This window comes from Ruegeria sp. Alg231-54 (genome assembly GCF_900143525.1).
In the GTDB taxonomy this organism is placed as follows: domain Bacteria; phylum Pseudomonadota; class Alphaproteobacteria; order Rhodobacterales; family Rhodobacteraceae; genus Ruegeria.
Map to the genome: position 1 here is coordinate 166751 of NZ_FREZ01000002.1, position 24402 is coordinate 191152.

Here is a 24402-nt window from a genome sequence, read left to right on the forward strand (position 1 = left end):
GGTTGCGCCCTTGCGTGCCCCCCTTCGATGCGACGTAGAAAGAGTAGCGGGCGGATAGCTTGCCATCTGATGTTAGAAACAGCGCAGGTTGTCTGGCAAGAAAAACTACCTATGTGATACACCATTGAGCACTGACGCTGCGTGATTGTTATCTTCGTTTAGAGATCACCTGATTGAAACTAAAGCGTTTTTTGTCTTTGGCTGCTGTCGGGCTCCGAAGCACCTTCTGGAAAAGCCGAATAATCGAAGCCCATCTTTTTGGCAATCCAAAGCCAAGGTTCCTGCTTTTGCCGGGCGCGCGGCTGGGATAGCGTGGCAGTCATGAGCAGTACTCCTCGATTCATTCACCTCCGTGTTCACACCGAATATTCCCTGCTGGAAGGCGCCGTGCGGCTGAAAAAGCTGCCCGGTCTGTGTGATAAGATGGATATGCCCGCCGTCGCTGTGACGGATACTAACAGCATGTTCTCGGCTTTGGAGTTTTCGGTCACCGCCAGCGGGGCCGGAGTGCAGCCGATCATGGGTTGTCAGGTTGACCTGACCTATGTGCAGGCGCAACCGGGCGAAAAGCCCAAAACACCCGCGCCGGTGGTTTTGCTTGCCCAGTCCGAGGTCGGGTATGAGAACCTGATGAAGCTCAGCTCGTGCCTTTATGTGGACAAGGGCGGGCAGTTGCCGCAGGTGACTTTGGAAGAGCTTGCGGACCGATCTGACGGGTTGATCTGCTTGTCCGGTGGGCCGGATGGACCGATTGGGATGTTGTTGCAGCAAGGTCAACGCCCCGCAGCTGAGGCCTTGGTAGACCGGTTGTCAGCGATGTTCCCCGATCGCCTCTATATCGAACTCCAGCGTCATCCGGGTGAGGGCGGTCAACCCGAGGTCGAACGTCTGACCGAGCGTGGCCATGTGGAAATGGCATATGCCAAGAACCTTCCTCTGGTCGCCACCAATGACGTCTATTTCCCGACCACAGATATGTACGAAGCGCACGATGCGCTGATCTGTATCTCGGAGGGGGCCTATGTCGATCAGCAAGAAGGCCGCCGCCGCCTGACCGCGCAGCACTATTTCAAGTCGCAGCAGGAGATGGCGACGTTGTTCGCCGACTTGCCTGAGGCAATTGAGAACACCGTTGAGATTGCCAAGCGCTGCGCGTTCATGGCCTATCGCCGCGATCCGATCCTGCCGAAATTCGCTGATGACGAGGTTGCCGAACTGCGCCGTATTGCAAATGATGGTTTGCAGAAACGTCTGGCTGTTATCCCGCACGCAGTGACGCCCGAAGAATATCAAGAGCGTCTGGATTTCGAGCTCGACATCATCGAAGGCATGGGGTTCCCCGGCTACTTCCTGATTGTTGCCGATTTTATTCAGTGGTCCAAGGATCACGATATCCCGGTCGGGCCGGGTCGGGGCTCGGGCGCGGGATCTTTGGTGGCCTATGCGCTAACGATTACTGATCTTGATCCGCTGCGCTATTCGCTGCTTTTCGAACGGTTCCTGAACCCGGAACGGGTTTCGATGCCGGACTTCGATATCGACTTTTGCATGGACCGCCGGGAAGAGGTGATCCGCTACGTGCAGCAGAAATACGGCCGCGACAAGGTGGGGCAGATCATCACCTTTGGTGCGTTGCTGTCGAAAGCTGCCGTGCGCGACATTGGGCGCGTTCTGCAGATGCCATACGGGCAGGTGGATCGCCTGTCCAAGATGATCCCGGTGGAAGGCGTCAAACCCGTTTCCATCGAAAAGGCGCTGAAAGACGAACCCCGTCTGCGCGAAGAGGCGCGCAACGAAGAGGTTGTGGGCCGCCTGCTGACTTATGGCCAGCAGGTCGAGGGGTTATTGCGAAACGCGTCGACCCACGCGGCGGGAGTGGTTATCGGAGACCGCCCGCTGGATGCGCTGGTGCCGCTGTATCAGGACCCGCGATCCGACATGCCGGCCACTCAGTTCAACATGAAATGGGTGGAACAGGCCGGGCTGGTTAAGTTCGACTTTCTTGGTCTGAAGACGCTGACGGTGATCCAGAACGCGATGGATCTGATCTTCAAATCTGATCGCCCGTTGCATGTCGCTGCTGATGGTACGGAGCTTTACGAACCCGCTGAAGGGGCGGAAAACCAGATCAACGCCATCCCGCTGGATGATGAGGCAACGTACAAACTTTATTCGGCGGCCAAGACGGTGGCGGTGTTCCAGGTGGAATCCTCGGGCATGATGGATGCGCTCAAGCGCATGAAGCCCGACTGTATCGAAGATATCATTGCCCTCGTCGCGCTCTACCGACCTGGCCCCATGGAGAACATCCCCAAGTTCTGTGAGGTCAAGAACAAGCTGAGCGAACGGGACACGCTGCACCCATCCATCGATCATATCCTGGACGAGACTCAAGGTATCATCGTCTATCAGGAACAGGTGATGCAGATCGCCCAGGAAATGGCAGGCTACAGCCTTGGTGGTGCGGATTTGCTGCGCCGCGCGATGGGTAAGAAAATCCAGGAGGCAATGGACGCAGAGCGGCCCAAGTTCCTCAAGGGTGCTGCTGAGAACGATGTGGATGAGGCCAAGGCGACCGAGGTTTGGAACCTGCTGGATAAATTCGCCAACTACGGGTTCAACAAATCCCACGCTGCCGCCTATGCGGTTGTCAGCTATCAGACAGGTTGGCTGAAGGCGAACCACCCGGTCGAGTTCATGGCCGGTGTCATGAACTGCGATATCCACCTGACCGACAAGCTGGCCGTATACTTCGAAGAGGTCCGTAAGGGGCTGGAACTGCCTTATGTACCGCCTTGCGTGAACCGGTCGCTGTCGACATTCGACGTGGTGGACGGGCATCTGGTCTATGCGCTGGGCGCGCTAAAGAATGTGGGTGTCGAAGCGATGAACCTTGTGGTCGCTGGTCGCGAAGGCAAGCCGTTCGTGAACCTGTTCGACTTTGCCCGCAAGGTTGATCTGAAGAGGGTCGGCAAGCGCCCGCTTGAGATGATGGCGCGGGCAGGGGCCTTCGATCAGCTCGACAAGAACCGCCGTCGCGTTTTCGAAAGCCTCGATCCGCTGGTGCAGTATTCGGCCGCCATCCATGACCAGAAGAACTCGAACCAGGTGTCGCTTTTTGGCGAGGCGGGCGATGACCTGCCCGAACCGCGCCTGTCGCCTTCGCCAGACTGGCTGCCGGCGGAACGTCTGAGCGAAGAATTCAAAGCCATCGGTTTTTACCTGTCGGGCCATCCGTTGGACGACTATATGCCCGCGCTGAAGCGAAAGCAGGTTCTGACGCTGGATGAGGTGACCGAAAAAGCACGCTCTGGCCCCTTTATCGCCAAAATGGCTGGTGTTGTTGCCGGACGGCAAGAGCGTAAATCCGCGCGTGGAAACCGGTTCGCCTTTGCGCAATTGTCGGATCCGACGGGCGCTTACGAGGTCACTCTGTTTTCAGAAACGCTCGAAAAGTCACGCGAGTATCTGGAAACCGGAGCGCAGGTGGTGCTGACCGCCGAAGCGACGATGGAAGCCGACCAGCTCAAGCTGCTGGGGCGCTCGGTCGGCCCTGCGGATTCCGTGGTGGCAGAAGCCGGGGCGACGGGGCTGCGTATCTTTGTTGACGAAGCGCAAGCGGTGCCAACCGTAGCAAAAGTTCTTGAGGATGCCGCAACTGCCACCAAAGGCGCGGCGCGCGGGCCGATCCAATTGTTGTTGCTCGACCCAAGTCTGCCGGGTGATGTCGAAATGGATCTGGGCGTTGAGTTTCCGATCAACCCGCAGATCAAAGGCGCGATAAAATCGCTGGAAGGTATTCTGTCCGTCGAAGAGATCTGACCTCTCTTTGTTGCCAGACAGTTAGCACCCCGCTAGGCTGACCCAACAGAGATGTCTTTGGGTCATGCCGCAGGAGGGTGTTGATATGACAATTGCAGGTCTCAATTTCAGAAGAGTTTTGTTCGGGGCGGCGGCATCGCTGGCCTTGGTTGCAGCCTCGGTCGCGTCGGCGGACGACAAGAAGAAAAAGAAGACCCTTGAGGGCGCGCTGATCGGCGCAGGTGTTGGAGCGATTGTCGGTGACGGAAAAGGCGCAGCGATTGGTGGCGTGGCCGGAGCCATTATTGGACATAACTGGAAGTGATTGTGATGCGTTATTTTAAACTCAAAATGTCCGCTTGCGCCGCAATCCTGGCGGCTCCGTGTGTGGCTGCGGCCGATGAGGCGGCTGAGCAGATGGTACAGGATGCATTGCCCGTCATGCACTATACGTGCGCCTCGATTGCAGAAGAAGCGGATGGCGACGAAGCCTTTGTTGTGACTGTTGTTGGAAAGATGACTGCCTTATCTCTCCACAATCGCCAGATCAATATCGAAGATCATGCAGCCACGGATGAGGAGAAAGCCCAACTGCGTGAGGCGTTCATAGCCGCGCTGTCGGAAGGATGTGCAGCAGATAAGGATGCCCTATTGGGTGGCGTGGTCGACAACGCGGTCAAAACGTCGCTGGGGCTCTAAGTCATCAATAATGCGGCGGGCGTTCATCGCCCAAAACGATCCCGCCCGAGCCTTCCTGCGACCGTTCGCCTTCGCGGCGCATCAGCATTTCGACACGGCGTGTCAAACGATCAATCTCGTCCTGTTGGCGGGTGACGACCGAGTTGAGGTCTTCGACCGTACGGGCAAGATGGGCGATCTGCTCTTCCAGATGCTGCATGGGGGACTCCTGTGTCTTAGGCCGGTCATAGCGACCCGGACAGCGCATGGCCAGCGAAAGCGCGCCTTGCCCCGATGCAGGCCATGGGATAGACCGCGCGCGGAACAAGGCAACTCCCAAGGACGTCCAACATGGCCAAGCCCAAGAAACAGCCCCGCCCCAAGGCCGTAACGCCAAAAGGGTTCCGCGACTATTTCGGCCAGGAAGTCACGCAGCGCACCGAGATGCTGCGGGCTATTGCGGATGTCTATCATCGTTACGGGTTTGACGCCCTCGAAAGCAGCGCGGTTGAAACCGTCGAGGCGCTGGGCAAATTCCTGCCCGACGTAGATCGCCCGAACGAAGGTGTGTTCGCGTGGCAGGAAGTCGACGAGAATGACAAGGGCGACTGGATGGCCCTGCGCTATGACCTAACCGCGCCTTTGGCCCGGGTTTACGCGCAGCACCGCAACGATCTGCCGACGCCTTATCGTCGTTATGCGATGGGACCAGTCTGGCGGAACGAAAAGCCGGGGCCGGGGCGCTATCGCCAGTTTTATCAATGCGATGCGGATACGGTGGGCACGGCCTCGATGGCCGCTGACGCCGAGATTTGCGCGATGCTGTCGGACACGCTTGAGACCGTCGGCATTCCGCGCGGCGATTATCTTGTGCGGGTCAACAACCGCAAGGTTCTGAACGGCGTGCTTGAGGCGATGGGGCTTGGCGAAGACGTCGCTGCCCGCGACAACGTTCTGCGCACCATCGACAAGTTCGACAAAGTCGGCGAGCAGGGCGTGCGAGAGCTGCTGACCAAAGGCCGTCTGGACGCCTCTGGCGCGTTTATCGACGGTGTTGGTCTTAGCGAGGATCAGGCTGAGCCGGTGATCGCGTTTCTGACCTCCAAGGCCGCGGAAACCGCCGGAACATTGGCCAACTTGCGCGCCGCCGTAGGCGACAGCAAGATCGGCGCGGACGGGATCGCCGAGTTGGAACAGATCGGCACCTTGTTGGATGCGGGCGGATACGGCGCGGACCGGATCGAGATTGACCCTTCGGTCGTGCGCGGTCTGGGTTACTATACCGGGCCGGTTTATGAGGCCGAGCTGACCTTTGAGATTTTCGATGAGAAAGGCCGCAAGCGGCAATTCGGATCGGTTTCGGGTGGTGGTCGCTATGACGATCTGGTCAAACGCTTCACCGGGCAGGAAGTTCCGGCGACCGGCGTCTCCATCGGTGTCGACCGTCTGCTGGCTGCCCTGCGCGAAAAGGGCAGGATAGCCGCGCAGGCTACGGGTCCTGTAGTCGTGACCGTTATGGATCGCGACCGGATGGCCGATTATCAGGCGATGGTGACGGAGTTACGTAATGCGGGTATCCGGGCCGAGGTCTACTTGGGTAACCCGAAGAACTTCGGAAACCAACTGAAGTATGCGGACAAGCGGAACTCTCCGATTGCAGTGATCGAAGGTGGTGATGAAAAGGCCAATGGGATCGTGCAGATCAAGGATCTGATCCTTGGTGCGAAACTGGCAAAAGATGCATCTCTTGCTGAATGGCGTGAAAATCCATCGCAAATCACGGCCAAACGGAGCGAGTTGGTTGCGACAATCCATGCTCTACTCGAAAACCCCGGGCAAGTTCGAAATGAAGATGGATCAGTAGCTTTGCCGAACCAGTCCTTTGAAGGCAATTGATGATGCCGAACCGTTCTCAGATACAGGCCCGCGCAGCGATGATGCGTGTCCGGTTCGAGGCCGCAGGCGGTCAGGTCGTTGATACTCCGCTGCTGCAACCGGCCGAAACTCTGCTCGACCTCTACGGTGAGGACATCCGCGCGCGCGCCTATGTGACTTCGGATGCTTTGCGTGGCGAGCAGATGCTGCGCCCAGATTTCACCCTACCGGTCGTGCAGATGCACATGACCGACGGGGCCGAGCCAGCACGCTATACCTATTCAGGCGAAGTCTTTCGTCGGCAAGAGCAAGACCCGGATCGGTCCAACGAATACATTCAGGTCGGATATGAAGTTTTCGATCGCAATGATCCCGCCGGGGCCGATGCCGAGGTGTTTTCGCTGTTTGCCCTGCAATTGCGAGGGCTGCCCTTGCGCGCGGCGACCGGTGACATCGGCATCCTGACGGCGGCTGTCCAGGGGCTGCGCACTACGGATCGGCGCAAGGCCGCGCTGATGCGCCACCTGTGGCGTCCACGTCGGTTCCGCGTGCTGCTGGACCGGTTCGCCGGGCGAAAGCCCGAGCCGGAGCACCGCACAATACTTTTGGAGGCCGCAGACCCGATGGGGTTTGACTTTCCTATGATCGGAAAACGCCGCGCTGCCGAGATTGAGGCGCGCATCGACGCGTTGCGCGAAGATCTTGAGACGCCGCCGATTTCTGACAACGAACTTGCAGGCCTGGAATCTCTGCTGACCGTTCGGGAAACCATGCCCTTCGCTTTGGAGCAGTTGCGGGATGTGGCCGTCGACCTGCCTCAGATTACCCCGGCGCTGGACAGGCTCGAGGCAAGAATTGCTGCCCTGCAGGCGCGTGGTGTTGATGTGAGCCGGCTGGATTTCGAGGCTGCCTATGGGCGTACGTCGATGGAGTATTACGACGGATTTGTCTTTGGGTTTTATGCCGAAGGTCGCCCCGATTTGCCTCCGATTGCCACCGGCGGGCGTTACGATGCGCTGACGCGACAACTGGGCAATGGGGCCGAAATTCCAGCTGTTGGGGGCGTGTTGCGTCCCGACCTGATGCTCGAAGTCGAGGAGGCCGCGCAATGACCCTGAAACTAGGCGTGCCCTCGAAGGGCCGATTGATGGAGAAGACCTTCTCGTGGTTTGAAAAGCGTGGCATCACATTGTCACGCAGCGGATCAGACCGGGAATATGCCGGTAAGGTTGAAGGGATCGACGGGGTCTCGCTGATCCTGCTGTCCGCCGGGGAAATCCCCCGCGAACTGGCCGCGGGGCGCATTCATCTGGGCGTTACCGGAACCGATCTGGTACATGAGAAGCTGCCACGCTGGGAGCAACAGATTGAAGAGATTGCGCCGCTTGGTTTCGGCAAAGCAGATCTGATCATTGCGACCCCTGCCTGTTGGGTCGATGTCGAAACCCTGGACGATCTCGATGCTGCCGCGGCAGCGTTTCGCAAAACCCACGGGCACCGGTTGCGGATTGCGACCAAATACCACCGATTGGTGCGCGAGTTTCTGACGGACGCGGGGGTTGCAGATTACACGCTGGTGGACAGCCAGGGCGCAACCGAAGGCACTGTGATGAACGAAACCGCCGAGGCGATTGCAGATATCACCTCGACAGGTGAGACATTGCGCGCAAACCACCTAAAAATCCTGTCGGACGGCTTGATCCTGCAATCACAGGCCACGCTGTGGCGTAGTCGGGTTGCCAGCTATGGTGTGGGTGAAAAAGAGGTTCTTTCCGAATTGCTTGACCGGCTGAGCTGATTACAGCACGCCGATGTCCGCCAACGCGCGATTCAGATCGTCGGGCAGAGAATCATCCTCGGCCCGTCCTTTGGGAAGATCGGCAGGCGTATCTTCGGGTTTAAGGTATCGCCACCCTTGGAACGGGCGTTTCAGAGCGTTCTGTGTGCGGTGCACCTCAGGGTCCAGCACGATGGCGCAGCGGCGGATACCGTCCTCGCCGCGCACTTCGTCCAGCCGCAGGATCTTCTGGCGGCACTGTACGACACCCTTGATCACCCAATAGATTGATCCGCCGTTCAGAATCTCCGCCTCGCGCTTGGGCCACATGCGGGTGACGTGGCGCGGCAAGCCGTCTTCATAAAGGGGCTTGCGGCTGTCCTGCCATTCCATCAGCGTGTCGACGCTTTCCGATCCGACCGATAGTTTTATGAGGTTTACGAATTTATCCACAGCTTTCCCACAGAGTCGTCCCAAGACCGTCTATACATTGTAGCTCAAGAAAGTCTGTCATCAAGGTGTTGTGGTGAAGGTGTGATCTGGGATAATCTGGATACCTCTTTCAGAACAGGGAATCACCAATGAGCCGCTTTGCCGCCCCCATCGCCGAGCAGATCTGGGACATGAAATATCGTTTCAAACAGGCCGATGGCACTCCCATTGACCAAACGGTTGAGGACAGCTGGCGGCGTATCGCTCGCGATCTTGCGCAGGTCGAAAAAGACCCGGCGCATTGGGAGCGGAAGTTCTTCGAAGCGCTGGAAGATTTCAAATACCTGCCTGCTGGCCGTATCACCGCTGGCGCAGGCACTGCGCGACGTGTGACGCTGTTTAACTGCTTTGTCATGGGCACGGTGCCGGACAGCATGGGCGGTATCTTCGATATGCTGAAAGAGGCCGCGCTGACCATGCAGCAGGGTGGGGGGATCGGCTATGATTTCTCGACCATCCGCCCACGTGGCGCTGATGTACATGGTGTAGCAGCGGACGCATCGGGGCCTCTGAGCTTTATGGATGTATGGGATGCGATGTGCCGCACCATCATGTCCGCAGGTTCGCGCCGGGGTGCGATGATGGCGACCATGCGCTGTGACCACCCGGATATCGAACAATTCATCACGGCCAAGTCCGACCCTGCACGCCTGCGCATGTTCAACATGTCGGTGCTTGTCACCGATCCCTTTATGGAAGCTGTCAAAGCCGATGGCCCGTGGGAGCTGGTGTTCGACGGCAAGGTTTACCACACCGTTCAGGCGCGTGATCTGTGGAACAAGATCATGCAGGCCACCTATGACTATGCCGAACCGGGTGTGATTTTCATCGACCGGATCAACAAAGCCAACAACCTCAGCTATGCCGAAACCATCGCGGCGACAAACCCGTGTGGCGAGCAGCCTTTGCCGCCTTATGGCGCGTGCCTGCTGGGTTCGATCAACCTTGCCCGTCTTGTGGCAGAGCCGTTCGAAGATGCGGCCCATCTGAATGAGGCTGCCCTGCAAGAGCTGGTCGCGACAGCCGTCCGCATGATGGACAACGTTGTCGAAGCGTCGAAGTTCCCGCTGCCGGAACAGGCCGCCGAGGCGCAGGCCAAGCGCCGTATCGGGCTGGGCGTGACCGGACTGGCGGATGCTCTGCTGATGCTGGGTCTGCGCTATGGATCGGACGAGGGCGCGCGTCAGACCGAGCTCTGGTTGAAAGCGATTGCGCGCGCCGCGTATCTGGCGTCGGTCGACTTGGCGAAGGAAAAAGGGGCGTTCCCCTTGTTTGATGCCGAGAAATACCTAGAAAGCGGCACGATGCAGCAGATGGACGACGACGTTCGCGACGCCATTCGCGAGCACGGCATCCGCAACGCTTTGCTTACGTCGATTGCGCCGACGGGGACAATTTCTCTATATGCGGGGAATGTGTCGTCAGGGATCGAGCCGGTCTTTGCCTATGCCTATACGCGGAAGGTCCTGCAAAAGGATGGCTCGCGCACTGAAGAAGAGGTCGTGGACTACGCCGTGCAGATGTGGCGCGACAAATTTGGCGATAAAGAGCTGCCAGACTATTTCGTCAACGCACAGACGCTGTCCCCGTCCGATCACGTCAAGATGCAAGCCGCGGCGCAGAAATGGATCGACAGCTCGATCTCGAAGACGATCAACTGCCCCGAGGACATCAGCTTTGACGCATTCAAAGATGTCTACATGCAGGCCTGGGATCAAGGGTGCAAAGGGTGCACGACTTATCGTCCGAACGATGTGACTGGGTCCGTCCTGACCGTGTCAGAAAGCGAAGACAAAGCGCCGGGTGAAAGTGCAAGCGCACCGCATGAAATTGACGGTGGCGACGTGATCTATATGTCGGAGCCGCTGGATCGCCCACAATCTCTGGAAGGGTCGACCTATAAGTTGAAGTGGCCCGACAGCGAACATGCGATTTACCTGACGATCAATGACATTGTCATTGGTGGCCGTCGCCGTCCGTTCGAAGTGTTCATCAACTCGAAGAACATGGAGCATTACGCCTGGACGCTGGCGCTGACCCGCATGATCTCGGCCGTATTCCGCCGGGGTGGGGATGTGTCTTTTGTGGTGGAAGAACTAAAAGCGGTATTCGACCCGCGCGGTGGTGCTTGGGTTCAGGGCAAGTATATCCCGTCGATCTTGGCCGCAATTGGTGGCGTGATCGAACAGCACATGATCAATATCGGCTTTCTTGAGGGCGAGGGCATGGCGCTCAAATCCGACCCCCAGGCGCAGGTCGTCAACATGGACGCGCCACGCGGCAAAGCCTGCCCATCCTGCGGCCAGTACGACATGGTGATGATCGAGGGCTGCATGACCTGCCGCAGCTGCGGTCATTCAAAATGTGGCTGATGTCGTGAAATCCAGCGTCGGTTTCAAATTGGTCTGACCAAAGAAGTGCCAAGCCTGTGTTGAGCAGGTTTGGCATTTTTTTGAAAGCCCAACAGCACGCAGGCCAAGGACGAACGGGACGTAGCGTATTGAAGGTCGTAATTCATCAAGGTTTCCATAAAACGGGCACAACGACCCTGCAAAAGACGCTCTCGAAAAATCGGGAATACCTGAAAGATCGCGTGAATGTTCTATTGCCTGATGACTTACAAGAAGCCAGCCTGGCTGCACGGCGGTATGCGATCGCCCCCAAGGATCGCACCCTTCGCAATTTCGGAGCAATCGTTCGCGAGGCGCTGAAGCCTTTTGCGGACCATGGTGGCAAACCCCTGCTGATCAGCAATGAAGAATTCGCTGGTTTGATCCCCGGTCGCAAAGGGGTTTGGTCATATGAGCAAACGCACGTTCTTGCCAAAACTCTGTTGGATGAGGTCTTGCGCCTGACTGATGCCGGGGATCGCATTATCTTTCTATTTACGACCAGAAACGCGGCTGATTGGATCAGAAGTACGTATTGGCAAAACCTTCGCAGCCACAGAATCCGCGAGGATCTGACACAGTACGGCAAGGCGTTGCAACAGGGTGCAGATCTTGAGATGGTGGTGCGCCGCGTGAAAGAGGTGGTTTCACCGCGCGCCGAGGTGGAATCTGTCAACGTTTCTGGTCCGGACGATCACGATTTCCCGTTGATTAAGGCACTGTCCATTCTAAACGTGAGATCCGATAGGCTCATCACAAGTGACAATCGGAACGTCCAGCCAGCCGGAGGCGCAGACTACTTTCTGGATCTGAACCGGTCGAATTTGAGCGATGAAGAGGTAGCGGCCGCGAAACGAGCTTACTTGGACAAGCTGAAGCGGTCGAATGGCACCCGTTGATGAGTTGAAGCAAGGGCAGGCTCAGATTGGTACCACTGCCTAATTTAGTTGCTGTAATGCAACGATCGGACGTCTCAAATCGGAGGCCCAGATAGGATTGGATGAACCGGAATATCATGGTTTCCAAAATCCCGCTTGGAATTGGTGTTACATGAAGAGCGAATACCCTAGGCTTATTTTACAATTTAAAAACAAATATTTGAGTAGAGAATCGCTTTGAGATTTCTTGACACTAGTGCGTAGCTATTTGCCAGAAACAATCTAAGGTTGAATTATTTTCACTTTTAGTATCAGTTTGACTTGACACACCGGAAACATTTACGTGATTGCTGCACTTCGGTCTCTTTTCCGCCAGATTCTGTCCTGATAAGAAGGTGCAGTAAGCAGTGATTTGTTGAAAGGTACAGGCGGATACAATGACAGCCGGGGACAGCGGTCGCATATCCATTTCGTGGACGCAGACAGAGTTAAACGGACTTGAGGCGGCGCCTCAGTCTTTTTTGAAAGTAGGAGCCGCATGGTCGTGGCGTGGGCAGGCTCTTTCATTGGCCAGTCCGGCCGAGCAGGGCCTTGTGTTGTCGGGTCAGGCCGAAGCATACGCATCAAAAGTGCTAAGCAGCATAGCGCCGCCGCCGAATATGGCAGACGGAGCGCTGGGTCGTATCGTTTTGACCAATGGCGCACAAAAGTACACGGCGCTATTGTTTTCGGTTGCCGGAGACACACACCCGACGCTGGTTTTCGAAAACGGGTATCCTGCGCGCGATCAGGAATTCTGGGTCAGTGCGTATACCGAGTTTGAAAGCGAAAGCAATTCCAGCCTCCCGGACCAAACTGTTGTCGCTTTCCCGACGCGGTCGCCGATGGATAATGGTTGGGAAAACGCAGTTGCGGGCGTCCGAAGCGTAGCAGACTAAGGTTCCAATCAGGCTGCCTGCATTCGCACATAGCAAAAAGTCCATAGCCGTGTTGACTCCGCCAGTTCTGCGGATATAAGCGCGGCTTCATTGGTGTTGGTGGGCCCCGTAAGGGGATTCCTGTCATGGGGGAAACCTCAAGAGGACAACGCCCTTCATAGTGGCCTGTATGGGCCTCGACCTAAAGAAGGAGATCAGCCGTGACCAAACGCACGTCTGCCAAGTACAAAATTGACCGCCGGATGGGTGAAAACATCTGGGGTCGTCCAAAATCCCCGGTCAACCGTCGCGAATATGGCCCCGGCCAGCACGGCCAGCGCCGCAAGGGAAAACTGTCGGACTTCGGTCTGCAGCTGCGCGCCAAGCAGAAGCTGAAAGGCTACTATGGCGACCTGACCGAGAAGCAGTTCCGCCGCATCTACGCCGAAGCCGTACGTGTGAACGGCGACACCGGTGAAAACCTGATCGGTCTGCTGGAGCGTCGTCTGGACGCTGTTGTCTACCGCGCCAAGTTCGTTGCAACCGTTTTTGCTGCACGTCAGTTCGTGAACCACGGCCACGTCAAAGTAAATGGCAAGCGGGTCAACATCCCCAGCTACCGTGTCAAAGAAGGCGACGTGATCGAAGTACGCGACAAGTCCAAGCAACTGGCTGTAGTTCTGGAAGCCGCTGCTCTGGCCGAGCGTGACGTGCCTGACTACATCGACGCCGACCACTCGAAAATGACCGCGACCTTCGTTCGCGCACCAGGCCTGGGCGATGTGCCTTACCCGGTCGTCATGGAACCGAACCTGGTCGTCGAATTCTACGCGAAGAACTAATTTTCGCCGACATCCAGAATTTCAGGGCCGCGCAGTTTGCGCGGCCCTTTTTTTGTTTGGTCATGTGACGACGCGTATTGGGTTTGACGGCATGTCCAAAATTTGCGTCTCGGGTTTTCAAAAAGTATCAACCGAAGTGCCTCAGCAGAACGCCCGCATTGGGTGGGATGCTGGAATTCACGCTCGGCTTGCACAAGCTGCATTTCGAATTGAACGCGTAACAACCTACGAACAGCCTTGCAGCCAAATCACTGATCAAGCCCGCCGAAGGCGCTGAGTCAAATTGGCAGCGGCCTGCTTTCGGCGATGGCCTCCATCGCAAAGTACGAGGTCACACTGTCCAGTTCGACCTTGTCGATCAATCGCTGATACACCTTGTCATATGACGTCATATCTTGTGTGACGACTTTCAACTGATAGTCATAGTCGCCACCAATGCGGTGAAAATCCACCACCTCGGGGATGGTCAGGACATGGCTTCGAAAGGCTTGCAGCCATTCCGCCGAATGGTGCCGGGTGCGCAGCATAACAAAGACCACAAGGCTCAGCCCCAGTTTTTCGCGGGCAATCCGCGCGGTCGAACCGGTAATGACGCCATTTTCGTTCAACGCCTTCAGCCGCCGCCAACACGCATTTTGCGACAATCCGACTCGGTCTGCCAACTCACGCTGGGACAGTGTTGCGTCTGTTTGAAGTTCGCGAAGGATACGCTTGTCAATTTGATCTAGTTTTTCGGCCATATCGAAGCATATGACACGAAATTTAAGAAATCTACCAAAAGAAAGGTGAAGTTTCTGCATCCTCATTCAATCATATTTGGTAGTGCAATACGGAGAACTAATCATGACCTTGTCCAAATTTCGCGCAGACCTCCAATCCACCACTCGCAATTCAACCCTGCGCGATGGGCTGATCGGAGAGAATGTTCTGATCCCCGGTCTGAATGGGGACGTGCCGCTGGTTTATGCGGACTACGTCGCTTCGGGTCGTGCGCTGCAGCAGGTAGAGGATTTTGTCGCCCATGAGGTGCTGCCTTTTTATGCCAACAGCCATACCGAGGCCTCCTATTGCGGGTCTTACATGACCCGTCTGCGCCGCGAAGCGCGCGCGGAAATAGCCCGCATTGTTGGAGCAAGGGAAGACGACGCGGTGATCTTTACCGGGTCCGGCGCCACTGCGGGTCTTAACCGGCTGGTCAGCTTGATGGGAGTTGAAGGGGCTGACCGGCCGGTTGTCTTGATTGGGCCTTATGAGCATCATTCCAACATTCTGCCCTGGCGCGAAAGCAAAGCGCAGGTCATAGAAATCCCCGAGGCGACCGAAGGCGGCGTTGATCTTGCTGCACTTGAACAGGCGTTGGCGGATAATGCCGAGTCCGATCTGATTATCGGTTCCTTCTCGGCGGCATCCAACGTGACCGGAATCATCACCGATCCAGATCCGATCACCCGGCTGCTTAAGGCGCATGGGGCCGTGTCGATCTGGGACTATGCCGGTGGCGGACCCTATCTGCCGATGGACATGGGGCCAGAGGATGCACGCAAGGACGCTATCGTCGTCTCGCCTCATAAATTCCCGGGCGGCCCGGGCGCGTCAGGCGTGCTGATCGTCAACCAGAACGCAGTTCGCCGCACTTGCCCAAGTTGGCCTGGTGGCGGCACTGTCAGCTTTGTATCGCCTTGGCGGCATGACTACAGTGAGGATTTGGCCACGCGGGAAGAAGCCGGAACACCCAATGTGATCGGAGATATCCGCGCCGCGCTGTCCTTCATCGTTAAGGATGTCGTCGGCACGGATGAAATTGCTGAACGCGAAGCCCGGTACAATGAAATGGCATTGAAAGGGTGGGGCGACAATCCGAACCTGACTTTGCTAGGTACTGAAAACCCGCATCGTTTGCCGATCTATTCTTTCCTTGTGCGGGACAACTCCGGCCAGCCGGTGCATCAGCAGCTGTTTACCCGGATGCTCAGCGACATCTACGGCATTCAGGCGCGCGGTGGTTGCGCCTGTGCCGGGCCATATGCGCATCGCTTGCTGGAAATCGACCGCGCAACGTCCGCTGAATTGCATGCGGCCCTGTCTGCAGGGGAAGAGATGAAGAAACCCGGATGGGTCCGCCTGAATTTCTCGTACCTTATGAGCGAAGAGACGGTTCAGTTCATCATCGACAGCGTCAATGACCTGTCCCACAGGACAGAGGAATTCGCCCCTTATTACAACGCCGACCCGGCGACCGCCCGCTTCAAAGCGGCGTGACGGAATTGCCGCTTTTCTCAACGCGTTGAGACGGGTATGAGAGGCTCCAACAACGGAGCCTCTTATGAACAAGATCACCCCGCAGCCCGGCATTATGGACATCGCGCTCTATCAGGGCGGCCAGTCGCATGTGGCGGGGGTGGAACATGTGATCAAGCTCAGCTCCAACGAAAACCCGTTCGGTCCCAGCCCCAAGGCGATTGAGGCGGTTCGCGATAGTGCGGCGACGCTGCATCGGTATCCCAGTACCGATCACGCAAGCCTGCGCTCAGCGATTGGTGAACGGCACGGGTTGGACCCTGCGCGGCTTATCTGCGGCGTTGGCAGTGACGAAGTGCTGCAATTCATTGCCCAGGCCTATGCCGGACCGGGTGATGAGGTCATCTATACCGAGCACGGGTTTTCAATGTACCCGATCATCGCCCGCATGGCTGGTGCAACCCCAGTGATGGTGGCTGAGCGTAATCGCCATGTGGACGTAGACAACATTCTGGCCGCCGTGAACGACCAAACCCGGATCGTGTTCGTGACCAACCCGGGCAACCCAACCTCGACCATGATCCCCGAGGCTGAATTGTTGCGTCTGGCCGAGGCATTGCCCAACACCTGCCTGATGGTGATCGACGGGGCCTATGCCGAGTTTGTAGACAGGTTCGACGGTGGTTCATCGCTGGTGGATCAGTTTGACAACGTGATTATGACGCGGACCTTTTCCAAGGTGTACGGTCTGGGTGGAATGCGTGTCGGATGGGGCTATGCCGCGCAGTCGATTATCGACGTGCTGAACCGGGTGCGTCAGCCGTTCAACCTGTCTTTGACCGCTTTGGTTGCCGCAGAGGCTGCGGTAAATGACATAGAATTCCTGTCCTTCTGTCAGGCTGAAAATGCGCGCCTGCGGGTGTGGTTGTCGGATGAGCTGGCCAAGATCGGCGTGCCATCGGATGCGTCCTGCACCAACTTCATCCTCACCCGCTTTGCAGATCGGACCCAGGCCGAGGCTTGTGACGACTATCTCAAAACGCAGGGTTTGATCGTGCGCCGTGTGGCGGGCTACAACCTGCCAAATGCCCTGCGGATCACCGTAGGCGACGAAGAAGCCTGCCGCCGCGTTGTTGCGGCCATCACCGCGTTCAAAAGGGGCGTCGCATGAGCCAAGTTTACGACCGTGTGGCCTTGATCGGGCTTGGCCTGATCGCCTCGTCCACGTTCTGGGCGATCAAACGCGCCGGACTTGCTGGCGAAGTGACCGGCTATGCCCGGTCCGAGACCACCCGCGACACGGCCCGCCGCATTGGCTTGTGTGATCGCGTCTGCGATACTGCGCAAGAGGCGGTCGAGGGCGCGGATCTGGTCGTTCTCTGTGTTCCTGTCGGCGCGATGGGCGCTGTTGCAAGAGATATTGCACCTGTCCTGAAACCCGGCGCGACGGTGACAGATGTCGGCTCGGTCAAGCGTCACGTTATTCAGGCCGTTGGGCCGGAAATCCCGGATGATGTGCATTTCATCCCCGCGCACCCGCTGGCAGGGACGGAGCATTCCGGCCCGGAATCGGGTTTTGCAGAACTCTTTGACAACCGCTGGTGCCTTTTGGTTCCGGTTGAAGGCTCGGACCCGGATGCGATTGCCCGTTTGCGGGCACTTTGGGAAGGCATGGGGTCAAACGTTGATGAGATGGACGCGGATCACCATGATCTGGTTCTGGCCGTCACATCGCACGCGCCGCACCTGATCGCCTATACGATGGTGGGCGTTGCGGATGATCTGCGCCGGGTCACCGATACCGAGGTCATCAAGTATTCCGCCGCTGGATTCCGTGACTTCACCCGCATCGCGGCCTCGGACCCAACCATGTGGCGCGACGTGTTCCTGACCAATAAGGATGCGACGCTGGAGATCCTTGGCCGGTTCACCGAAGAACTGTTTGCACTGCAGCGCGCGATCAGAACAGGTGACGGCGAGCAGCTTTTCGACTATTTCACGCGTACACGCGCCATCCGCCGCGGCATCATTGATGCAGGCCAGGATACGGATGCGCCTGATTTCGGACGGGGGAAAACGAACCCATGACGCAGGGCTGGAGAACCATTCTGACCGGATTTGCAGCGCTTTGCGCAATGTCAACTCAGGCTGGTTCGCTGGAACGTTCGTTAATACCGATATCGCGACCTCAGGCTACACTTGCCGTCCTTAGCAGCGCAGTACCTCAGCTGCCTCCGGCGACCATTCGCCCAGAATTGCGGCCGGATTCACCGCAGGTTTTGGCAGCAGCGGCACGGCCTGCGGAGCTGCCTCTGCTTGGCCCGGACACTTCGCTGATGCCTTACTTGCGGCCCAAAGCCCTGGAGCAGGAGGCGCTGTTCAAGAAGCGCAAACTGCGTAAAGGATCGGTGTGCGGCGACATCGATATTCAGGGTAAGCCAGTCGGGACGGTACCGGGCAGGATCAAGGCTTGTGGGATCAAAGACGCTGTTCAGATTACCTCGGTCTCAGGCGTGACGCTTAGCCGTCCCTCCACGATGGATTGTGGAACGGCAATTGCGCTGAACAAGTGGGTTGAGAAAACGGTCAAGCCCACGTTCAAGCGACGCGGGCCGGTGGTTCAATTGCAGGTTGCCGCACACTACGCGTGCCGGACGCGTAACAACCGCAAGGGCGCCCGCATTTCCGAGCATGGAAAAGGCCGAGCGATTGATATCTCGGCCTTCAAGATGGCCGATGGAGAGGTTGTGACGGTCCTGAATGGCTGGCGCAAGAACCCGTCACAAAAACAACTGGTCAAGATCTGGCGCGATGCATGCGGGCCGTTTGGCACCGTATTGGGGCCAAACGCCGACCGGTATCACCGGGATCATTTCCATCTGGATACAGCCCGCCACCGTCGCGGGCCATACTGCCGTTAACGCAGGATCAGGCGGGGGGCAGGCCCCAGCGGCAAAGGCCCCAGCGCTACGAATCCGTCGCGGAAGTTTAGCTGCAGGTCCAGTGCATTTGGATTCCCGCCCAGCCCAGCCATGAAATTCAACGCGCGTGTCACCGGATCAACCGCCTGATCGGGCAGGGCACCTGCGGCGTTGGCCATGGCAATCATGTCGCGCCAGTTTTCAGCTTTGACCGCAATTTCGCCCGTTGGGATGCCCTGGTGATCGATATCAAGCTCGCCTGCCGCAAACAGACGCAAAGCGCCCCATTTCATCTCGGCGAGGTTCAGGTCAATCATTACCGGTTGCGGTCTGCCCTGTTCCAATGCCGTGCGATCCCACGGCTTGTTGAACGTTGCGGTCATGTCCAGCTCGAGCGTGTCAAACGCCTGCGGCAACGTGGTGGCCGACCGCATCAATTCTCGCAGGCCTTCACCCGGGGTGAACCCGTCAATACGGGCACCGATGGCATAGGTCACCGGAATAGAAGTCTGTTCCATGACCAGCGTCAGCGTATCACCTCCGGCCAGGGCTTCGGCATCGTCGGTGATCAGCCATGAACCGGCAGTCAACGCCATTTTTTCCAGTACCAGCGCGACACCGGGCTGTAGTTGCAGTTCGGCCTGCAGGTTGCTGGCTTTGATGGTTGCCGTCTGATCAAAATAGGACAGGCGCTGAGGGGTGTCAGCAAAGCGCAGCACCTGACGTCCCGGCCAGATTGCAGGGCTTTGGAACTCGATCCAATCGGCGCTCCATGCGGTGCCGTTGACTGGATCAGCCAGCGCCGGACTGTTCAGGCGCGTAACGTGGCGCAACGGATACCCCGCTGTTGAAACATCGGAAAAGTCGGCCTGCCAACCTTGTTCCTGCTGTTTGTCGAACCAGGCGGTGATTGCATTGCGCAATCCGAATCCGGCGACGAACCAATAGGCGCTCCAGATAACTGTTAAGAAAATGACTACTCGTATTAGACCGCGCATGGCAGTTGGCCCTTTTTCCCGCGTTGAATTTGATGTTTATAGGCCCAAACGGGCAAGGACCAGAGCTATGACGATGTGGGTTTTCGGATATGGATCGCTGCTGTGGAATCCGGGCTTTCCGGTGGCCCGAAGCGAACACGCCACACTGCATGGGTATGCGCGGTCCTTTTGTATGAGTTCGATCCACCACCGCGGAACCGAGGAACATCCGGGTCTGGTGCTGGCATTGGACGAACAGACCGACGCCAATTGCACGGGCTTGGCGCTTGCGGTCGAAACCGGCCATGAAGAGCGCACCCTTCACGAACTGCGTGAACGCGAGCTGATCTCATCGGCCTATGTCGAGAAAAACCTTGATGTGCATCTGAACACTGGCGAGGTTATCACTGCCGTGACCTATGTGATCGACGCAGAACATGTCCAATACTGTGGTGGCATGCCGTTGGAGGAGCAGGCGCAGATCATTGCACATGCGGTCGGCGGGCGCGGACCGAATACGGAATATCTGTATAATACTGCGGAACATCTGGCCGAGATTGACCTGCGCGATCCCGATCTTGAGTGGTTAGCGCAACGGGTGCGCAGCATCACAGCATAAACCCTTGGCGTCACCGGCGGATTTTGGCTAGATTCAGCCAGAGCAGGCAAAAACCGGGAAACACGCGCATGGCGCAGGCACATCAGGGCGCGAGACCCCATTTCTCGCATCCCATCCGTCAGATTGTGATGATGTTGGTCGCAATTGGCCTGGCAGGGTTGGGCGTCTTCATGGCGCTGCCTTATGTGCTGCCGGTGTTTCAGGCCAACCCGTACCTGAACGGCTTTATCATCCTGGTTTTCATAATCGGCGTTTTCGCCTGTTTCTTTCAGGTGACACAGTTGATTGGCTCGGTGCGCTGGATTGAGGCTTTTGTTGGCGGCGTTGTCCGCGAAGACGCGCGCACGCCGCAATTGCTGGCTCCTCTGGCCTCACTGCTACGCGAACGCGGTGCGCGATCGCAGATCAGCTCCAGTTCGACCCGGTCGATTCTGGATTCGGTCGCGGAACGCGTCGAGGAAGAGCGTGAGATCACGCGCTATATTACCAATGTTCTGATTTACTTGGGCCTGTTGGGCACGTTCTTTGGACTGGCGACCACCGTCCCAGCCATTGTCGACACGATCCGCAGTCTGAACCCGCAAGAGGGCGAAGAAGGGCTGGCCGTGTTCAACCGCCTGATGGTGGGGCTTGAGGCCCAGCTACAAGGAATGGGCGTGGCATTTGGGTCGTCCCTTTTGGGCCTTGCCGGGTCTCTGATCGTCGGTTTGCTGGAACTGTTCGCAGGTCACGGCCAGAACCGGTTCTACCGCGAGCTTGAGGAATGGTTGTCTTCAATTACCCGTGTTGGCTTTGCTGCCTCAGAAGAAGGCGGGGCCGAGATTGCGGTTCTGACCCCAGTTCTGGACGCGATGTCCGAACAGATGGATGCGCTGCAGGACCTGTTTTCGGGGCAAGAGGCTGATCGTGCGGCCGTGTCGGTCAAACTGGGCCAACTGATCGACGCGATTGGTGAGATGAACGTGCGACAGTCTGAATCCGAAGGGGTGACAGCCGCATTGGAACGTGTGGCTCTTGGGCAGGACGCCCTGCTGGATCACATGCGTGATCAGGGAACGGGGGATGGTATCGACGCCGAAAGCCGGATGCGTCTGCGGTCGATGGATGTTCAGCTATTGCGCATCCTCGAAGAAATCTCGGCCGGTCGTCAGGAAAGCATGAGCGAACTGCGCAAGGATATCGAATTGCTGGTCAAAGCCCTGACATTGCCCCGGGGCGCGGTGCGCACCACTCCGGAAGGACAGTAATCCATGGCTCTGTCCCGCCGCACAGGTCAACGTTTTCAGGGCTCGGTTTGGCCGGGTTTTGTTGACGCGATCACCGGGCTGCTGATGGTGCTGACCTTCGTTCTGACCATCTTTATGGTGGTGCAGTTCGTGTTGCGCGAAACTATTTCCGGGCAAGAGGACGAGTTGACCGCCCTGTCGGATGAAGTCGCAGCGCTGGCCGGGGCATTGGGATTGGAGGAGCGTGAGAATAACCTCTTGGAGGCCCGTCTTGGCGCGTTGAACACGACCCTGTCGCAGACCGAAGATACGCTGGCGCGGGCCGAAGTGGACCTGGCCTTGTCGCAGGCGCGAATCACGGATTTTGAGGCGCAGGTCGCCGCACTTCTGACGGATCAAGAGCGGGCACGCGGCGCAATTGCAACACTGGAATCCCAGCGCGCCAAGTTGCTGGAGGACCAAGATGCGCTGAACCTCGCGCTGGCGCAAAGCCGGTCCGAGATCGACGAACAGGTCGAAGCCGCCCGGCTGGCAGCCGCACAACGTGAGGCGCTGGAGGCATTGGTTGCGGATCTCGAACAAAGCGACGCGGCGCAATCCACCCAGATTAGTGAATTGGAAGAACAGATCAGCGAGGAAGAGACCGCCAAACTGGCCGAAGCTGCCGCTGCCGAGAACTTGCGCAACCGTCTGCAGGATGCAGATGCCGAGTTGACGGCAATGACACTGGCATTGGAAGCGCAGCGCAAAGAGGCTGAGGATACACTGACCCTGCTTGCCGCAGCACAAGCCGCCAGGGCCGAACTTGAGCGCCAGTTTGGTGCGCTGGATGCTGAGGAGTTGCAGGCGCAACTACAAGCCGCCTTGGCTGCACAGACCGAGGCACAGGCCGAGGCACAATCGCAACGCTCACTGGCTGAAGAGCGTGCAAACCTATTGGCTTTGGCCCGTGAAGCGATCTCAGATGAGAAAACGATTTCCGCAAAAGCGCAGCGAGAGACGGCGTTGTTGAACCAACAGATGGCGGCGCTGCGCCAACAACTTGGCGGGTTGCAGTCGTTGTTGGACGATTATGAAGAACGAAACGCAGCCTCGGACATTCGAATTCAGACCCTGGGTCAGGACCTGAACGCTGCTTTGGCCCGCGCGGCCTCGGAAGAACGCCGCCGGCGTCTGCTGGAAGAGGCTGAGCGTGTCCGGCTGGAAGCCGAGGCCGAAGCTCTGTCTGGACAAAATCAAGAATTGGCGGCGCAGGCCGAAGACCTACAGCGCTATCGGTCAGAGTTTTTTGGAAGACTGCGCGACGTGCTTGGGGATGAGGAGGGCGTTCGGATCGAAGGCGACCGTTTTGTTTTCTCGTCCGAGGTCCTGTTTGACACGGGTTCGGCCGTCTTGTCACCGGCCGGGCAGCAGGACATCGCCAAAGTGGCCAATATCCTGCGCAGCGTGGCGGCTGAAATTCCTGAAGGCCTGAACTGGGTGATCCGCGTCGATGGTCACACTGATAACGTGCCACTTGCCGGGTCCGGGCGCTATCGCGACAATTGGGAGCTTAGTCAGGGCCGCGCCTTGTCCGTGGTGCGCTACATGGTCGATGCGCTGGGCATCCCGCCGAGCCGGTTGGCCGCAAACGGTTTTGGTGAGTTCCAGCCCGTAAACCCGGCAGACACCCCGGAGGCCCGGGCACAAAACCGCCGGATCGAGCTGAAGCTCACCGAAAGGTAACCGAGACACTCGTTAAGAACCCGGGTCAGCGACGACCAAACCGAAAGCTGTTATCTGGCTTACCCGCAAAGCAGCGCGGGATGACCGGGTAACTTTCAGTCAGGAAATAGGCGTACGTTCCAGATGGATATTCAGGCGAAACCGTAAAGGCTCCGTTACATTCATCCAGATTTCCGGCGCCTGCTACATTGGCGTAGTCCTCATTGAACGTGCCATCATGTTTTCCGTCGGGCGCGTTTCCTCCGGGGCGGTTGCCGCTTTTCAATCTGTACGACGACTTCATTTGCGTCACTTTCCCATCCAAAACGCCGGTCATTGCGTAAATCGGGAAGCCGTCAGCGGCATATCCGATCAGCGGTGAATGTCGGTTGGGTGTATAGTTCAGCAGCTCAATAAAGCCCGTGGGGATGCCGTGATAATGGTATTTTCCATTGGGTTGCACATGGGCATAGTTTTCGTCGAACCCCAAAGTGACCGCGCCCCCAAGCGCATTGTAGGACCAGCCTGAGCGGGGATTGCCCTGCCAGAACTCAGCGGCCAACGGGTCGAACACGACGCCGTTCAGAGACACTCCAAAGTTCCATCCCATTTCAAGCGGGGTGGTGGATCGATTGGATTTCGGGTTCGTCGGTACTTTCAAGTTGACGCGTTGCTGGGAAATGCTGTGCGGGTTACCTTGGTTCGGAAAGCTCCCTACAAGATGATCGGGGATTCCGTTGGCCGAGACGCGTATACTTTTGCGGGTCTCAGAAATTTCAGAGTGGCTGTGCCCCGGATCAACCGTTGCGGCCTGCAGGAGCAGTGGCTGCGTTTCTGTCTCGTCGTGATATCGAAAACTATGCTGAGCGGTTGCTATGGCGGCAACGGCGGAAAGGGCGAATGCTACGCTCCAAACGGCGACGGTTTTGGTCATCAAAATCCCCTTTGCAATTCATCAGTGATAGTGAAACGCGCAGGTTTGGATGTTCCGTCGAAAAAGTTTGTGTCCGAAACGAAATCGCCCGGCTGCTGAACAACCGGGCGGTTAGATTCGTTACGCGAATGCG

22 protein-coding genes are annotated in these 24402 nt (G+C 57.6%); 17 read left to right on the forward strand and 5 right to left on the reverse strand.

Annotated elements, in window-relative coordinates:
• Positions 1-321 precede the first annotated feature (321 nt).
• From dnaE to DHN12_RS05325, 3 genes are all read left to right on the forward strand, one after another.
• The gene (gene dnaE / locus DHN12_RS05315) at positions 322-3822 is read left to right on the forward strand and encodes a DNA polymerase III subunit alpha (protein ID WP_108859242.1); all 3501 of its coding nucleotides are present in this window, start codon (positions 322-324) and stop codon (positions 3820-3822) included.
• A gap of 85 nt (positions 3823-3907) precedes the next feature.
• Positions 3908-4126 carry a YMGG-like glycine zipper-containing protein gene (locus tag DHN12_RS05320; RefSeq protein ID WP_058275719.1) on the forward strand — a complete coding sequence of 73 codons (219 nt, stop codon included), beginning with the start codon at positions 3908-3910 and terminating at the stop codon, positions 4124-4126.
• A gap of 26 nt (positions 4127-4152) precedes the next feature.
• Positions 4153-4500: a hypothetical protein gene (locus DHN12_RS05325; RefSeq protein ID WP_233493298.1), complete on the forward strand. Its 348-nt coding sequence runs from the start codon at positions 4153-4155 to the stop codon at positions 4498-4500.
• Positions 4501-4504: 4 nt separating this feature from the next.
• Here the strand turns inward: DHN12_RS05325 and DHN12_RS05330 are convergent, their stop codons facing one another.
• The gene (locus tag DHN12_RS05330) at positions 4505-4699 is read right to left on the reverse strand and encodes a SlyX family protein (RefSeq protein ID WP_108859244.1); all 195 of its coding nucleotides are present in this window, start codon (positions 4697-4699) and stop codon (positions 4505-4507) included.
• 131 nt (positions 4700-4830) lie between these two features.
• Between DHN12_RS05330 and hisS the strand changes: the two genes are divergently transcribed.
• The 3 genes from hisS to hisG are packed head-to-tail and all read left to right on the forward strand — an operon-like array spanning position 4831 to position 8152.
• Complete coding sequence (hisS, locus tag DHN12_RS05335) at positions 4831-6375, forward strand: histidine--tRNA ligase (RefSeq protein WP_108859245.1); 1545 nt, start codon at positions 4831-4833, stop codon at positions 6373-6375.
• Positions 6376-6377: 2 nt separating this feature from the next.
• The gene (locus DHN12_RS05340; RefSeq protein WP_108859491.1) at positions 6378-7466 is read left to right on the forward strand and encodes an ATP phosphoribosyltransferase regulatory subunit; all 1089 of its coding nucleotides are present in this window, start codon (positions 6378-6380) and stop codon (positions 7464-7466) included.
• Positions 7463-8152 (forward strand): ATP phosphoribosyltransferase, encoded by a 690-nt coding sequence (gene hisG / locus DHN12_RS05345; RefSeq protein ID WP_108859246.1) that lies wholly within the window; start codon positions 7463-7465, stop codon positions 8150-8152. The genes DHN12_RS05340 and hisG overlap by 4 nt, the downstream gene beginning before the upstream one ends.
• Here the strand turns inward: hisG and DHN12_RS05350 are convergent, their stop codons facing one another.
• Positions 8153-8584 carry a DUF1489 family protein gene (locus DHN12_RS05350; RefSeq protein WP_108859247.1) on the reverse strand — a complete coding sequence of 144 codons (432 nt, stop codon included), beginning with the start codon at positions 8582-8584 and terminating at the stop codon, positions 8153-8155.
• A gap of 128 nt (positions 8585-8712) precedes the next feature.
• On the opposite strand from DHN12_RS05350, the gene DHN12_RS05355 reads away from it, so the two are divergent.
• The 4 genes from DHN12_RS05355 to rpsD all read left to right on the forward strand — a co-directional run bounded on the left by DHN12_RS05355 (position 8713) and on the right by rpsD (position 13650).
• Positions 8713-10995, forward strand: a complete 2283-nt coding sequence (locus tag DHN12_RS05355; RefSeq protein WP_108859248.1) for an adenosylcobalamin-dependent ribonucleoside-diphosphate reductase — start codon at positions 8713-8715, stop codon at positions 10993-10995.
• A gap of 128 nt (positions 10996-11123) precedes the next feature.
• Entirely contained in the window at positions 11124-11912 is a 789-nt protein-coding gene (locus DHN12_RS05360) for a hypothetical protein (protein WP_108859249.1), read from the forward strand.
• Between the two features lie 416 nt (positions 11913-12328).
• Positions 12329-12829 (forward strand): hypothetical protein, encoded by a 501-nt coding sequence (locus DHN12_RS05365; RefSeq protein ID WP_108859250.1) that lies wholly within the window; start codon positions 12329-12331, stop codon positions 12827-12829.
• A 200-nt stretch (positions 12830-13029) separates the two neighbouring features.
• Positions 13030-13650: a 30S ribosomal protein S4 gene (rpsD, locus tag DHN12_RS05370; RefSeq protein WP_058275494.1), complete on the forward strand. Its 621-nt coding sequence runs from the start codon at positions 13030-13032 to the stop codon at positions 13648-13650.
• 278 nt (positions 13651-13928) lie between these two features.
• Here rpsD and DHN12_RS05380 read toward each other — a convergent pair whose 3' ends face one another.
• Positions 13929-14390, reverse strand: coding sequence for an Lrp/AsnC family transcriptional regulator (locus DHN12_RS05380; protein WP_108859492.1), 462 nt, complete (start codon positions 14388-14390; stop codon positions 13929-13931).
• Positions 14391-14493: 103 nt separating this feature from the next.
• Between DHN12_RS05380 and DHN12_RS05385 the strand changes: the two genes are divergently transcribed.
• From DHN12_RS05385 to DHN12_RS05400, 4 genes are all read left to right on the forward strand, one after another.
• Positions 14494-15909, forward strand: a complete 1416-nt coding sequence (locus tag DHN12_RS05385; protein ID WP_108859252.1) for an aminotransferase class V-fold PLP-dependent enzyme — start codon at positions 14494-14496, stop codon at positions 15907-15909.
• A 64-nt stretch (positions 15910-15973) separates the two neighbouring features.
• Positions 15974-17059, forward strand: a complete 1086-nt coding sequence (gene hisC / locus DHN12_RS05390) for a histidinol-phosphate transaminase (RefSeq protein ID WP_108859253.1) — start codon at positions 15974-15976, stop codon at positions 17057-17059.
• Complete coding sequence (locus DHN12_RS05395; protein WP_108859254.1) at positions 17056-17976, forward strand: prephenate/arogenate dehydrogenase family protein; 921 nt, start codon at positions 17056-17058, stop codon at positions 17974-17976. Before hisC ends, DHN12_RS05395 begins: the two co-directional genes overlap by 4 nt.
• A gap of 47 nt (positions 17977-18023) precedes the next feature.
• Complete coding sequence (locus tag DHN12_RS05400) at positions 18024-18809, forward strand: extensin family protein (protein ID WP_234416561.1); 786 nt, start codon at positions 18024-18026, stop codon at positions 18807-18809.
• Here the strand turns inward: DHN12_RS05400 and DHN12_RS05405 are convergent.
• On the reverse strand, positions 18806-19807 hold the full coding sequence (locus DHN12_RS05405; RefSeq protein WP_108859256.1) for a DUF2125 domain-containing protein: 1002 nt from the start codon (positions 19805-19807) through the stop codon (positions 18806-18808). The two genes, DHN12_RS05400 and DHN12_RS05405, sit on opposite strands and share 4 nt — an antisense overlap.
• A gap of 67 nt (positions 19808-19874) precedes the next feature.
• Here DHN12_RS05405 and DHN12_RS05410 point away from each other — a divergent pair, with 67 nt between their 5' ends.
• The 3 genes from DHN12_RS05410 (at position 19875) to DHN12_RS05420 (ending at position 23356) form a co-directional block, all read left to right on the forward strand.
• Positions 19875-20405: a gamma-glutamylcyclotransferase gene (locus tag DHN12_RS05410; RefSeq protein ID WP_108859257.1), complete on the forward strand. Its 531-nt coding sequence runs from the start codon at positions 19875-19877 to the stop codon at positions 20403-20405.
• Positions 20406-20473: 68 nt separating this feature from the next.
• Complete coding sequence (locus DHN12_RS05415) at positions 20474-21652, forward strand: biopolymer transporter ExbB (RefSeq protein ID WP_108859258.1); 1179 nt, start codon at positions 20474-20476, stop codon at positions 21650-21652.
• Positions 21653-21655: 3 nt separating this feature from the next.
• Entirely contained in the window at positions 21656-23356 is a 1701-nt protein-coding gene (locus tag DHN12_RS05420) for a peptidoglycan -binding protein (protein ID WP_108859259.1), read from the forward strand.
• A 25-nt stretch (positions 23357-23381) separates the two neighbouring features.
• On the opposite strand, the gene DHN12_RS05425 is transcribed toward DHN12_RS05420, so the two are convergent.
• Positions 23382-24269 carry a YHYH protein gene (locus tag DHN12_RS05425; RefSeq protein WP_108859260.1) on the reverse strand — a complete coding sequence of 296 codons (888 nt, stop codon included), beginning with the start codon at positions 24267-24269 and terminating at the stop codon, positions 23382-23384.
• Positions 24270-24402: the final 133 nt, after the last annotated feature.

What these genes read in the sequence shown, in the direction of transcription:
- dnaE (WP_108859242.1), top strand. Translation starts at nt 322, where the DNA reads ATGAGCAGTACTCCTCGATTCATTCACCTCCGTGTTCACACCGAATAT.
- DHN12_RS05320 (WP_058275719.1), top strand. Translation starts at nt 3,908, where the DNA reads ATGACAATTGCAGGTCTCAATTTCAGAAGAGTTTTGTTCGGGGCGGCG.
- DHN12_RS05325 (WP_233493298.1), top strand. Translation starts at nt 4,153, where the DNA reads ATGTCCGCTTGCGCCGCAATCCTGGCGGCTCCGTGTGTGGCTGCGGCC.
- DHN12_RS05330 (WP_108859244.1), bottom strand. Translation starts at nt 4,699, where the DNA reads ATGCAGCATCTGGAAGAGCAGATCGCCCATCTTGCCCGTACGGTCGAA.
- hisS (WP_108859245.1), top strand. Translation starts at nt 4,831, where the DNA reads ATGGCCAAGCCCAAGAAACAGCCCCGCCCCAAGGCCGTAACGCCAAAA.
- DHN12_RS05340 (WP_108859491.1), top strand. Translation starts at nt 6,378, where the DNA reads ATGCCGAACCGTTCTCAGATACAGGCCCGCGCAGCGATGATGCGTGTC.
- hisG (WP_108859246.1), top strand. Translation starts at nt 7,463, where the DNA reads ATGACCCTGAAACTAGGCGTGCCCTCGAAGGGCCGATTGATGGAGAAG.
- DHN12_RS05355 (WP_108859248.1), top strand. Translation starts at nt 8,713, where the DNA reads ATGAGCCGCTTTGCCGCCCCCATCGCCGAGCAGATCTGGGACATGAAA.
- DHN12_RS05365 (WP_108859250.1), top strand. Translation starts at nt 12,329, where the DNA reads ATGACAGCCGGGGACAGCGGTCGCATATCCATTTCGTGGACGCAGACA.
- DHN12_RS05380 (WP_108859492.1), bottom strand. Translation starts at nt 14,390, where the DNA reads ATGGCCGAAAAACTAGATCAAATTGACAAGCGTATCCTTCGCGAACTT.
- DHN12_RS05385 (WP_108859252.1), top strand. Translation starts at nt 14,494, where the DNA reads ATGACCTTGTCCAAATTTCGCGCAGACCTCCAATCCACCACTCGCAAT.
- hisC (WP_108859253.1), top strand. Translation starts at nt 15,974, where the DNA reads ATGAACAAGATCACCCCGCAGCCCGGCATTATGGACATCGCGCTCTAT.
- DHN12_RS05395 (WP_108859254.1), top strand. Translation starts at nt 17,056, where the DNA reads ATGAGCCAAGTTTACGACCGTGTGGCCTTGATCGGGCTTGGCCTGATC.
- DHN12_RS05400 (WP_234416561.1), top strand. Translation starts at nt 18,024, where the DNA reads ATGTCAACTCAGGCTGGTTCGCTGGAACGTTCGTTAATACCGATATCG.
- DHN12_RS05405 (WP_108859256.1), bottom strand. Translation starts at nt 19,807, where the DNA reads ATGCGCGGTCTAATACGAGTAGTCATTTTCTTAACAGTTATCTGGAGC.
- DHN12_RS05410 (WP_108859257.1), top strand. Translation starts at nt 19,875, where the DNA reads ATGACGATGTGGGTTTTCGGATATGGATCGCTGCTGTGGAATCCGGGC.
- DHN12_RS05415 (WP_108859258.1), top strand. Translation starts at nt 20,474, where the DNA reads ATGGCGCAGGCACATCAGGGCGCGAGACCCCATTTCTCGCATCCCATC.
- DHN12_RS05420 (WP_108859259.1), top strand. Translation starts at nt 21,656, where the DNA reads ATGGCTCTGTCCCGCCGCACAGGTCAACGTTTTCAGGGCTCGGTTTGG.
- DHN12_RS05425 (WP_108859260.1), bottom strand. Translation starts at nt 24,269, where the DNA reads ATGACCAAAACCGTCGCCGTTTGGAGCGTAGCATTCGCCCTTTCCGCC.